At 67.8% G+C, this 11,763-nt stretch carries 11 protein-coding genes; 7 read left to right on the top strand and 4 right to left on the bottom strand.

Going from position 1 to position 11,763, the window contains the following annotated elements; translation table 11 throughout:
* Nucleotides 1–41: 41 nt before the first annotated feature.
* Together I0K15_RS00180 and I0K15_RS00175 are read right to left on the bottom strand one after the other, a co-directional pair.
* Entirely contained in the window at nucleotides 42–1,037 is a 996-nt protein-coding gene (locus tag I0K15_RS00180; RefSeq protein WP_196103440.1) for an SDR family NAD(P)-dependent oxidoreductase, read from the bottom strand.
* Between the two features lie 65 nt (nucleotides 1,038–1,102).
* A complete protein-coding gene (locus tag I0K15_RS00175; RefSeq protein ID WP_196103439.1) occupies nucleotides 1,103–1,243 on the bottom strand; it encodes a hypothetical protein in 141 nt (46 codons plus the stop codon).
* A 116-nt stretch (nucleotides 1,244–1,359) separates the two neighbouring features.
* Here I0K15_RS00175 and I0K15_RS00170 point away from each other — a divergent pair, with 116 nt between their 5' ends.
* Entirely contained in the window at nucleotides 1,360–2,262 is a 903-nt protein-coding gene (locus I0K15_RS00170) for a LysR family transcriptional regulator (protein ID WP_196103438.1), read from the top strand.
* Between the two features lie 376 nt (nucleotides 2,263–2,638).
* On the opposite strand, the gene I0K15_RS00165 is transcribed toward I0K15_RS00170, so the two are convergent.
* Both I0K15_RS00165 and I0K15_RS00160 read right to left on the bottom strand, forming a co-directional pair.
* Entirely contained in the window at nucleotides 2,639–3,481 is an 843-nt protein-coding gene (locus I0K15_RS00165; protein WP_196103437.1) for an FAD:protein FMN transferase, read from the bottom strand.
* Nucleotides 3,478–5,562, bottom strand: a complete 2,085-nt coding sequence (locus I0K15_RS00160) for a 4Fe-4S binding protein (protein ID WP_196103436.1) — start codon at nucleotides 5,560–5,562, stop codon at nucleotides 3,478–3,480. The genes I0K15_RS00165 and I0K15_RS00160 overlap by 4 nt, the downstream gene beginning before the upstream one ends.
* Before the next feature lie 124 nt (nucleotides 5,563–5,686).
* On the opposite strand from I0K15_RS00160, the gene I0K15_RS00155 reads away from it, so the two are divergent.
* From I0K15_RS00155 to I0K15_RS00130, 6 genes are all read left to right on the top strand, one after another.
* Nucleotides 5,687–6,448 carry an ABC transporter permease gene (locus I0K15_RS00155; protein ID WP_196103435.1) on the top strand — a complete coding sequence of 254 codons (762 nt, stop codon included), beginning with the start codon at nucleotides 5,687–5,689 and terminating at the stop codon, nucleotides 6,446–6,448.
* Nucleotides 6,449–6,553: 105 nt separating this feature from the next.
* Nucleotides 6,554–7,537: a tripartite tricarboxylate transporter substrate binding protein gene (locus I0K15_RS00150; RefSeq protein ID WP_196103434.1), complete on the top strand. Its 984-nt coding sequence runs from the start codon at nucleotides 6,554–6,556 to the stop codon at nucleotides 7,535–7,537.
* A gap of 51 nt (nucleotides 7,538–7,588) precedes the next feature.
* Nucleotides 7,589–8,074, top strand: a complete 486-nt coding sequence (locus tag I0K15_RS00145) for a tripartite tricarboxylate transporter TctB family protein (protein WP_196103433.1) — start codon at nucleotides 7,589–7,591, stop codon at nucleotides 8,072–8,074.
* A gap of 4 nt (nucleotides 8,075–8,078) precedes the next feature.
* Nucleotides 8,079–9,596 (top strand): tripartite tricarboxylate transporter permease, encoded by a 1,518-nt coding sequence (locus I0K15_RS00140; RefSeq protein WP_196103432.1) that lies wholly within the window; start codon nucleotides 8,079–8,081, stop codon nucleotides 9,594–9,596.
* The gene (locus I0K15_RS00135; RefSeq protein WP_196103431.1) at nucleotides 9,586–10,761 is read left to right on the top strand and encodes a CaiB/BaiF CoA transferase family protein; all 1,176 of its coding nucleotides are present in this window, start codon (nucleotides 9,586–9,588) and stop codon (nucleotides 10,759–10,761) included. Before I0K15_RS00140 ends, I0K15_RS00135 begins: the two co-directional genes overlap by 11 nt.
* Entirely contained in the window at nucleotides 10,758–11,528 is a 771-nt protein-coding gene (locus I0K15_RS00130; RefSeq protein WP_196103430.1) for a citryl-CoA lyase, read from the top strand. The genes I0K15_RS00135 and I0K15_RS00130 overlap by 4 nt, the downstream gene beginning before the upstream one ends.
* The last annotated feature ends 235 nt before the right edge of the window (nucleotides 11,529–11,763 follow it).

Below are 11,763 nucleotides of genomic sequence, written 5' to 3'. Positions count from 1 at the left end.
TTGGTCGGCAAGCCGGCGCGCAGGAGGGCTTGGCGTGGCGATCAGCCGATGTTACGGGCCGCCGAGCCGTAGCTGACGTCGAGGACCTCGCCCGTCATGTTCCTGGTCGCATCCCCCGCGAAGAACATCACCGACTTCGCGACGTCCTCGACTTCGAGGTGCCCGACGGGGATCGGGTTGAACGGCTCCAGGAAAGCGGAGACGTCGTCGAAGGTGGGGTTCGCCGCATCCGGCATCATCGCGCGCAGAACGACCTCATTGTCGGCCAGCGGCGTCCTCACGAGACCGGGCGCCACGACGTTGCACATGATGTTGTCGCGGCCATAGGAGACGGCGGCGCTCTTGGCGAAGCCGATGACGGCCCATTTCGTGGACGTGTAGACCGGGAAGAGATCGTTGCCCACGCGGCCGAGGCCCGAGGAGACGTAGATCAGACGCCCGCCCCCGGCATCGCGCAGATGGGGCACCGCGGCCTGTGTCGTCTTGATCAGGCCGGCGACGTTGATGTCGTAGACGGTCGCGATGTCCTCGGGGGAAAAGCTCTCGATCGGTCCGACCTGGCTCACGCCGGCATTCGCCAGAACGATGTCGAGGCTGCCGAAGCGATCCACGGCCTGTTGCATCGCCGCCTGCTGGTCCTCGAGGCTGCGCACGTCGCCGCGATAGGTCATGCAGCTCACGCCGTGGGCTTCGACGGCGGCCTGTGCGGCGGCCAGATCGTCCGGTGTGGACAGCGGGTACTGCACATTGGGCAGGTTCGGCGTAGCGATATCGAAGAGGACGATGTTGGCACCCGCCCGCGCCAGCTCCTCGGCGGAGGCGAGGCCGATGCCCCGGGCCCCACCGGTGATGAAGGCGGTCTTGCCCGCAAGCTCCTTCGGGACCTCCCCCGACGTCGCGGTCTGAGCCGAGGCTGCGCCGGCGCCCATGAAGGCGGCCGCGGCGGCGCCGAAGCTGCCGCCAAGGACCCGGCGGCGGCCGAGATCGGCCGGCTGGTCGGCGGTGCGGGGCGCGGGGGTCTGGATGTCGGTCGTCATGATCTCATCTCCTGAACTGGTTGGTGGTCGTGCTAAGCGGCAGTGGCCGAAGGCACGGGTGGACGTCACTGCGCCGCGAATACCGCTTCGAAGGCCGTCGGGATCGCGGGCGCGGCGATCGTGTTTTCCGGGAAGAACAGCAGCATATCGCTGGGCCGGGTCGCGCCGACTGCAATGGCGAGAGTGTGGGTCGCGGCTTTCAGCATGTCTGGCTCCTGCGTGTGATCCGGGTCTTCCGTCTGCGATGAGCGACAGATGGCGTTTGCGCATTTCTCCGTGTAGGCTGTAATTCTGCATTCATTAATTGCGGAAAGTGCAATCAATGCCGGACCCGAATGTCGAGCTGTTCATCCGCGTGGTGGAGACCGGCAGCCTGAAGGCCGCCGCGGCGGAGGCCAAGACGGATCCGTCCTCCGTGACACGGAAGATCGCCAGCCTGGAGGCGCGGCTGGGCGCCAAGCTGTTGATCCGTTCGACCCGTCGTTCGCGGCCGACGGAAGCGGGCCAGGCCTACTACGAGGGCGTCCGTCGCCTGGTGGAGGAACAGGCGGCCCTGGAAGCGGAGATCGCGGGACTGTCCGACACGCCGAAGGGCCTGCTGCGCGTCGCGGCACCCGTCGATTTCGGCGCCCGGTTCGTGACCCCGGTGGTGGACCGGCTGCTGTCAGAGCATCCTGATTTGTCAGTCGAGTTGAAGCTGGGCAGCGAATTCGCCGATCTGCGCGAGGCGAACGTGGACGTGGCCGTCCGGATTGGAACCCTCTCCGACAGCGCGCTGATCGCCCGCCGGTTCGGCGACGTACCCCGGGCCATCGTCGCGGCACCGTCCTATGTCGCGCGCCACGGGCTGCCCGACCGGCCCGAAGACCTGCCGAAGCACGACTTCATCTTCTACCGCCCAAGGCCGGAGATGAAGCTGCGCCTCGTCCGGGGCGATGAACGCGTCTCGGTCGCCGTCGATCGGACGCGGATCACGGTGAACAGCATGGCGGCCGTCCGGGAGCTGATGTTCTCGGGGCAGGGCATGGCGCTCTCGCCGCTCTGGGCCTGCGAGGACGCCCTGGCGGACGGCCGGGTCGTGCGGGTCCTGGAGGACTGGCAAAGCCCGGCCTTCCCGCTGCACGGCGTCTTCCTGCCCGGCCCCTTCCGCCCCGCAAAGCTCCGCGTCTTCCTTGACGCGATGGCAGCTCAGACCAAGGCGGAGCCTTCGCTGGTCGCCACTTAGGTTTGTATGGCTCCTCCGATACGTGGCTCGGTGCCTCGCCCCAGCAAAGGGGTGCGAACTCTCAGAAAAGGATCGATAACCAATAACCCGACGTTCAGCGGGTCACCTGGCGGGACGACCGGGCGCAGCGCTCTAGCAGAGCTTCGGAGCGTTCGGGAGACGGCTCATACGTAATGCCGCTATGCACGCAACGCATGTTAACCGAAGTCGGCATTCGTTCATCCTGCGGCATCTGGAAAAGAAGGCTTGGAAGGGACTTTTCTCGCCATGACCTAAGCGGAATTCGAATGCAATATTCACTCAACCTCAGGCTCAACTTCGTAGTCGACAGTGCCTGTCCACTCGTAAAAAATGGCGAGGTCCGGGACCTTGGCCGCTAATCGAATCGTTGGGTTCTTAGCGCCCCGGTCGCATCCACGACGGCGACGCGCCGCACGCCTGCTTGCCGGCCGGCCATCGCGAAGGGATCCTCCGCCAGCGTCAGCGCTGTTGAAAGCCCGTCGGCGAGGACGGCGCGGTCGGCCTCGACGCTGACCGTGGACCAGCGCGGGCTGCCCGGGGTCGGCGCAAGGATGTGCTGCATCTCGTCCACCATCGGGCTCGAGGTGGCGAGGGCGGCATTCTCCAGCGTCAGGTGGCCGAGCGTCCCGTGCACCGGATCGGCAAGGCCCAGGCGATACGGCCCGCCCAAAGCCGAGTGCTCGCCGATATGCACCAGCGCCTGACCGTAGCCCGCGCGGCGCAGGCAGGCGACGATCCGGTCCGTGGCCCAGCCCTGCGCGATCCCGTTGAGCGTCAGCGCCTGACCCGGCCCGAGTCGGATCCGCGCCGCACTCACCTCCACCCGATCCCAGCCCACCAGACCGCGACCGCCGCCGGTCCAGAGCGCCTGCACCGTCGGGTCGAAGAGGCCGTCCGTCGCCCGCCACAGCGCGTCACACTCATGCAGGAGCTCCACCATCTCCCGCGGCGGGGCGAAGAGCTCGCCGGTCGCGTTCAACTGGGTCAGCGCCGACAGGCGGTAGAGCGAGAACAGCGCCTCGGCCCGTGCGAGCTCCGCCCGACACTCGGCCAGCACCAGCTTCGCGTCGGGTGCAGGGCCGTCGAGCCGGATCGACGCCTCGGCCCCCAGCGCCATGCCGTCCCACCGTGCACCGGCCTGAGCCGCTGGGGCGGCCAGCGCGCAGGCCGAGATGGCGAGGAAGCGCCGCCGCTTCATGCGGGCATCTCCTCCATCAGCTTCGGCGGGCGCCGGACGCCCTTGCGCGCCTCCAGGACCAGCGGCACGCATTGCTTCGCGTCGTCGTGGATGCTGACGCAGTCGAGGCACTGGAAACACTCCGAATACTGGATCTCACCGGATTTCTTGATCGCACCATAGGCGCACTGGACCTTGCAGAGCTGGCAGGGCGAGCCGCATTCGGCCCGCCGCGCGATCCAGTCGCGGCCCCGCAGCATGCCCCCGATCGCCATGACGGCGCCCAGCGGGCAGACATAGCGGCAGAAGCCCTTGAAGAGCATCGTGCCGAGCACCAGCCAGACCGCCGCGTAGAGAACGTAGTACCACTCCCGCACGAAGTAGACGGTGATGGCGGTCTTGAACGGTTCGACCTCCGCCACCGTGTCGATCTGGGCGGGGGCGATGAAGACGGTTGCGACGAGGCCCGCGAGCAGCACGTACTTCACCCCCTTTAGCCGCCTGTCCCACGCCGCCGACGGCTCGATCCGCGGCAGGCGCAGGAGTCGGCCGAGGTGGTGCGCGAACTCCTGTAATGCGCCGAAGGGGCAGAGCCAGCCGCAGAAGAGCCCGCGGCCCCACAGTACGAAGCCCAGGATCGCCGCGCCCCAGATCAGCAGCGAGAACGGATCGTAGAGCAGGAAGGCGAAGGACGCGCCTTCGATGGCGGTGCGCAGTGCGCCGAGCACCGTGACGATGGACAGCTGCCCCTGACCCCACCAGCCGATGAAACCGGTGACGAAGGAGAGGATGCCGAGGCGCACGGGTGTGAAGAAGCGCTGGCTCGCCAGCCACGATTGTCCGGCGAGCAGCACTCCGACGAGGCCGGTCAGGAACACGCCCGCCACGACGAGATCGGTTTGCCGATTGCGAAGCGCCTCCAGCCACGGTGGTACGGGCTCGATGACTTCGGGTCGGGTGAAGAACCGTTCCGGCGTCGCATGGCTGACCGGCAGTGTGACCGTGCCGACCTCGGCGGCGAGCATTCCATGGGTCCGGGTGGCAAGCACGTTGAGCGTCCATTCCCGCGACGGATCGAAACCGAGCCGCCGATCGGTGCGCAGGATCATCGCGGTGCCCATCGGCGCATCCGGCACGACATCGACCAGCAGGTCCGCATCGCGCAGCGCCACGGGCAGGCCGTCCTGCTCGGCGGAGATCAGGTCGGGCGCGGTGTTGCGCACGAAGTCGGGACCCGTGAGTCCATGCCGTCCGCTCTCGATGACGAGGATCATCTCGTCGGCCGTGGCGATGGTCTGGAAGGCCTGCAGCTCGCGATAGGTCGACGGGGACAGCGCTGCCCGTGCAATGGACGGCGGACCCAGATCGACGATCCAGAGGTCGAGGTAGGGCGCGTCGGGATCGGAGAGCGCCTTGGGATCGTCCCGCTCCCACCGCGTGCCGGCGAACTGCTCCTGCACCTCCGCATTGGTGACGACGTGGTGGGTGGCGAGGCCCTGTTCGACGAGGTCGTTCCAGGTCAGCTCCTCCACGTAGTCGAGGTCGGGATGCGCCGGCGGCCCGCTGGCGAGACCCTGCATCCGCTCCCGCGCGACAGCACGGGTGGCGGCGAGGATGGACTCGTGTGCGATCCGCACGCTCGCCGTCGCCTTGGTCACGCCGTCGAGATAGACCAGCGCCGAGCCGTCGTCGCCCTCGCCATAGGGCGTGCCCACCACCAGCGACTGGGAGATCGAGAGCCCGCGATACTGTTCGAAGAACTGGTGGAACGGGGCCTCGCCAAGACCCGAGACGAAGATTGGCTCGTTATGCTCGATCAGCTTCACGTCGATGAACGTGCCTTCGAGATCCAGCACGACGAGCAGATTGATGATGGCGCCCGAAAAGCCGGGCAGGGGCGCGAGCGGCCCGGTCTCGAAGACGTAACCCGAATGCGCGCCGCCGGAGTTCAGAAGCTCCCACACCCCGTTCTCGCCGAGCGGCTCGCCAAGCGACATGGGCGGCACGATCATCTCCGCCACGGCCTCGCGCGTCAGGGGCTCCGCCCGCAGCGGTGCGGTCAGCAGCATCAGGCAGAGCAGGACCCGGACAAAGGCAGCCATGCGCCCGAGCCTACATGCGAGCCGACGCGCGCTCCCATTAGACCAAGGTCGGGGCAGGGTGCCGCACCGGTTGACAGGGCGGAAGGGGCGCGGATCGTGGTGGGATGAGACCCGGACAGCGCCCATGACCGACGCCCGCAACCCGCTGATCTTCGCCGCATCGCTGCTGGCGCTGGTGCTCGTCTGGCAGGTCGCTGCCGTGCTGACCGCGGACCCGCTGGTGCTGCCGAGCCCGCTGCGCGTCGCCGAGATCCTGTGGGGCGAGGCGGTGTCGGGCACGCTCTGGCGGCACATGGTCCCGACGCTGCTGCGGGTCGCCGCGGCCTTCACGCTCGCCATGGTGCTGGGCAGCGCGCTGGGCCTTGTCCTCGGTTTGATGCCGCGGATGAACCGCTGGGCCGATCCGTGGGTCGTGGTCTTCCTCAACATGCCCGCGCTCGTCGTGATCGTGCTCTGCTACCTCTGGATCGGATTGAACGAGACGGCGGCGATCGTGGCCGTGGCCGCGAACAAGGCGGCGGCGGTGCTCGTCACGGTGCGGGAAGGCGCGCGCGCCCTCGATCCGGCCGTGGCCGAGATGGCGCGGGTCTACCGCATGAGCCCGCTCACCCGCCTGCGCCACGTGATTCTGCCGCAGCTGGCCCCCTTCTTCGCGGCGGCGGCACGCGGCGGGCTTTCGATCATCTGGAAACTGGTGCTGGTGGTGGAGCTTCTCGGCCGCCCGAACGGCATCGGCTTTCAGATCCACCTCTACTTCCAGCTCTTCGAGGTGGGCTATGTGCTCGCCTACGCGCTCTCGTTCATCGGGGTGATGCTGCTGATCGAATACGCCCTGATCCAGCCGGCCGAACAGCGCGCCTCCCGCTGGCGGCGCCGGATCGCGTGAGCGCTTTCCCCTTTAACTGACGTTAGGTTCATGCAAGCTTTCTGGCGCTAACTACCAGTGCGCGAACCGCGACAGACGGTGTGCACCCACAGGGAGGACCTACCTATGACACTTTCACTGAGCCGCCGTGCTCTCGTTCTGGCTGCAGCCGCCACGCTGAGCTTCGGCGCGCCTGCCTTTGCGGATGACCACCAGATGGTCGACGAGATCCACTTCCTGATCCCGGGCGGCGCCGGGGGCGGTTGGGACGGCACCGCGCGCGGCACCGGCGAGGCGCTGACGGAGAGCGGGCTCGTGGGCTCCGCGTCCTATGAGAACATGTCGGGCGGCGGCGGCGGCCGGGCCATCGGCTACATGATCGAGAACGCCGAGAGCCTCGAGAACACGCTGATGGTGAACTCCACCCCCATCGTGATCCGCTCGCTGACGGGCGTGTTCCCGCAGAGCTTCCGCGACCTGACGCTGGTGGCCGGCACGATCGGTGACTACGCCACGCTCGTCGTGAACTCCGACAGCGATATCGAGAGCATGGAAGAGCTGGTCGCCGCGTATCAGGAGAACCCTAACCGCTTCGCGATCGGCGGCGGCTCGGTGCCCGGCGGCATGGACCACATCGTGGCGGCCATGGTGATGAAGGCGGCGGGCGAGGATCCGACCGGCTTCAACTACATCGCCTATGACACCGGCGGGCCTGCGATGGCTGCTCTGCTGTCCGGCGAGATCCAGGCGCTGTCCACCGGCTTCTCCGAAGCTGTCGCGATGGCCGAGGCCGGTGAGGTCCGCATCCTCGGCGTGACGTCGGACGAGCGGGTCTCGACCTTCGAGGATGCGCCGACCATGGCCGAGCAGGGCATCGACATGGAGTTCGTGAATTGGCGCGGCTTCTTCGCCGCACCCGGCCTGCCGGACGAGACGCTGGCTGCCTACCAGGCCGCACTCACCGAGATGTACGAGACCGAGGCCTGGGAAGAGGTCCGCGCCCGCAACGGCTGGGTCAACATCCACAACTCGGGCGACGATTTCCGCAGCTTCCTGGAGGCCCAGGAGCAGGAGATCGGCGATCTGATGCGCGAGCTCGGCTTCCTCTGATCTGACCCTTCGCCCGCCCGGCACGTCCGGGCGGGCCGACCGGAGGATACCATGACCCTCGACCGCTGGATCGCGCTGGTGATCCTCCTCATCTGTCTCGCCTACGGCTATGCCGCCTTCTTCACGATGGACCACCTGCTGCCGCCGTTCATGCAGCGCAATCCGATCTGGCCATCGACGTTCCCCAAGGTCCTCGCCGTGCTCGCCTCGCTGACCGCTCTCGTGGTGCTGCTGGGGCTGGAGCCTGCGCCGAAGGACAAGGGAACGCCCGACATCGATTACCGGCGGCTGGGCGACTACAAGATCGGGCAGGCGCTGATCCTGCTGGGGCTGATGGTGCTTTATGCGCTGATGCTGCGGCCCGCGGGTTTCATCATCGCCACGATCCTCTTCATCACGCTGAGCGCCGTCACGCTGGGCGAGCGCAAGTTCCACTTCCTCGTGCCCATCGCGGCGCTCGCCACCGGCATCGTCTGGTGGCTGGTGCAGGGCGTGCTGGGCATCTTCCTACGGCCGTTGCCGTTCTTCCTGGGGTAGGGCCATGATCGAAGGACTTATGCTCGGCCTTTCGACGGCCTTTTCCATCCAGAACATCCTGATGGTGATCGGCGGCTGCCTGATCGGCACGTTCATCGGGATGCTGCCGGGCCTCGGCCCGATGTCGATCATCGCGATCATGATCCCGGTCGCCATTTCCATCGGCGATCCGTCCGCCGCGCTGATCCTGCTGGCGGGCGTCTATTACGGTGCGATCTTCGGCGGCTCCACCTCCTCCATCCTGCTCAACGCGCCGGGGGTCGCGGGCACCGTCGCCACCAGCTTCGACGGCTACCCGATGGCGCGGCAGGGCAAGGCGGGCAAGGCGCTGACGATCGCCGCCATCGCCTCCTTCGCCGGCGGGTCGCTCGGCGCCATCTACCTGATGATCTTCGCACCGGCGCTGAGCTCGGTGGCACTGCTCTTCCACTCCGCCGAGTACTTCGCGCTGATGGTGCTGGGGCTCTCTGCCATCGCGGCCTTCGCGGGGTCGGGGCAGGTGGGCAAGGCGATCCTGATGACGCTGGTCGGCCTGATCCTCGCCACCGTGGGCGAGGGGGCGCTCTTCAATATGCCGCGCTTCACGATGGGGCTGATGGACCTGCAATCGGGCCTTTCCTTCATCACGCTGGCCATGGCGATGTTCGCGCTGCCCGAGGCGCTGTTCCTCGTCCTCAACCCCGCGCGGTCCAAGACGGAGGGCGGCGGCGGCAAGATCGACAACCTGCGCATCACCCGGGCCGAGGCAAAGGCCATCGCACCGGTGGTCGGGCGCCAGTCGGTCCAGGGTTTCTTCATCGGCGTGCTGCCGGGGGCGGGTGCGACCATCGCCTCCTTCCTCGGCTACGCGGTGGAGCGGAACCTCGCGCCGAAGAAGGAGCAGGAGGAATTCGGTAAGGGCTCGGTCAAGGGCCTCGCGGCCCCCGAGACGGCGAACAACGCCGCCTGCACCGGCTCCTTCGTGCCGCTGCTCACGCTCGGCATTCCGGGCTCGGGCACCACGGCGATCCTGCTCGGCGCGCTGATCGCGCTCAACGTGACGCCCGGGCCGCGGTTGATGATCGACGAGCCGCAGATCTTCTGGTCGGTCATCATCTCGATGTATCTGGGCAATCTGGTGCTCCTTGTCCTGAACCTGCCGCTGATCCCCTACATTGCGAAAATCCTCGCGGTTCCACGGAATTACCTGATCCCGTTCATCCTCTTCTTCACCCTGATGGGAGCCTATATCGGGCAGAACAACGCGACGGAGCTGCTGCTGCTCGTAGGTCTCGGCGTCTGTGCGACGATCCTGCGCTTTGCCGACTATCCGCTGGCGCCGCTGCTGATCGGCTTCATCCTTGGGCGGATGCTGGAGGACAACTTCGCGCGGTCCATGCAGCTCTATGGCGGCATCGACTTCATCTGGGAGCGGCCGATGACCTTGGGCCTTCTGGTGCTCGCGGTCGGGCTGGTGCTGCTGCCGGGCTTCCGCGCGCGGCGGGCCAAGGCGCGGGCCGCGGGCGTGGCGGATGGGGACTGAGCCGCTTGCGGGGATCCGCGTCCTCGACCTGACCAACGTGCTCGCGGGGCCCTATTGCTGCTACCAGCTCGGGCTGATGGGGGCGGAGGTCATCAAGGTCGAGCGGCCGGGAGGCGGTGACCTCGCCCGGCAACTCGGCGCGGATCCGGAGCGGAACGCGGCGGGCATGGGCGTGAGCTTCCTCGCGCAGAACGCCGGGAAACGCTCGGTCACCCTCGATCTGAAGGCGGAGGAGGGCAAGGAGCTGCTCCGCCGCCTCGTGCGCACCGCCGACGTGCTGGTGGAAAACTTCCGCCCCGGCGTGATGGAGCGCCTTGGCCTCGGGCCCGAGACGCTGCGCGCCGAGAACCCCCGGCTGATCTACTGCGCCATCTCCGGCTTCGGTCAGGATGGGCCGTGGCGCGGCAAACCCGCCTATGACCAGATCGTGCAGGGCGTCTCGGGCGTGATGTCGGTCACCGGCGACGCCGACAGCGCTCCGCTGCGCGTCGGCTATCCGCTGGCCGACACGATGGGCGGCATGACCGCCGCCTTCGCCATCGCGGCGAAGCTGGCGGAGGAACCGCGGGGCGGCGTGCTCGACATCTCGATGACCGAGGCGGTGATCTCCTCTATGGGTTGGGTGGTGTCGAACCATCTGCTCGCCGGCACCGATCCGCAGCCCGTGGGCAACGAGAACCCGACCTCCGCGCCGTCGGGCTGCTTCGCGACCGCCGACATGCCGATCAACATCGCCGCCAACCGCGATGAGCAGTGGGAGGCGCTGGCCCGGCATCTGGGTCTGCCGGAGCTGATCGAGCGGCCGGACTACGCGACGCGGGAGCATCGCAAGGCCAACCGCCACGCGCTGCGGGCGGAACTGGAGGCGGTGCTGACGACGAAGCCCGCGGAGCACTGGATCGACCCGCTCAACGCACTCGGCGTGCCGACGGGGCCGGTGCTGAGCGTGCCGCAGGTGCTGGAGACCGAGCAGGTCCGCGGCCGGGGCCTCGTCGCCGAAGTGGAGGGCCTGCCGCTCCTCGCCTCGCCGGTGGTCAGCGACGGCGTGCGGCCGGTGGCAGGCTCCGCACCGCCCGCGCTGGGACAGGACAACGAAGCGGTGTTCGGCGCGCTGGGGCTCAGCCCCGACGAGATCGCGGCACTCGCCGGGAAGGGCATCCTATGAGCGACGTTTCGGACTGGTGGCGCACGGCGATCATCGACATGGAGCCGGGCCGCATCGCGTTTCGCGGCCGTCCCATCGAGGAGCTGATCGGCACGCTGACCTTCCCGCAGATGATCTGGCTCATGCTGCGGGGCGACGTGCCGAGCGACGGCCAGGCGCGGCTGCTGGAGGCCGCGTTGGTGGCCGCGGTCGACCATGGTCCGCAGGCACCCTCCATCGCCGCGGCGCGGATGGCCGCGACCTGTGGCGTCGGGCTGCAATCCGCCATGGCCACCGGCATCAACATGCTGGGCGACGTGCATGGCGGGGCAGGGGAACAGGCCGTGGCGCTCTACCAGTGCGTGGCGGCGCGAGGTGATCTGGACGCCACCTTGCAGGACTGGCGGGCGGAGCATGGGAAGTACGTGCCGGGCTTCGGCCATCGCTTCCACAAACCCACCGATCCGCGGGCACCACGCCTGATGCAGCTCGTCCGCGAGGCGCGTGACGGGGGCCATTGCGACGGCCGGTTCGTTGAGATTGCAGAAGGAATCGAGGCGGCGCTCAGCCGTGCCGCCGGCAAGCCCATCCCGATGAACATCGACGGCGCGACGGCCGTCATCTTCGCCGAGCTCGGCTTCGACGCGCCGCTAGCGCGCGGGATCTTCGTGCTCTCCCGCTCGGTGGGGATCCTTGCTCACGCGTGGGAGCAGACGCAGCAGGGCGGCCGCAACAAGGGGCCGACGCCGCCGGGTTACCGGTGGACCTACGATTCGTCCGGATCGTAGACGTTAACCTTTCTCCGGGACCGCTTTTCACAACCCTGCCGCGAGCGCCCTATGACGTGGCCTGGCGGCAGAGGCTACCGCGTTTCTGCTAATGCGACGTCGTGGCGCCGATCCGCCGTTTCAGTCGTCATCTTCGTCGCGCTTCGAGCCGGATCTTTTCTCGCAAATACAACAGGTCCATCAGCCTGTGCCGCCTCTGCCACATGGCGATCACGGCCGTAGAGCTGCCTCATTT

It is taken from the genome of Pontivivens ytuae, from assembly GCF_015679265.1.
GTDB lineage: Bacteria > Pseudomonadota > Alphaproteobacteria > Rhodobacterales > Rhodobacteraceae > Pontivivens > Pontivivens ytuae.
Note: the sequence above shows the minus strand (reverse complement) of the source record. Positions and strands in the feature narration are given on the sequence as shown.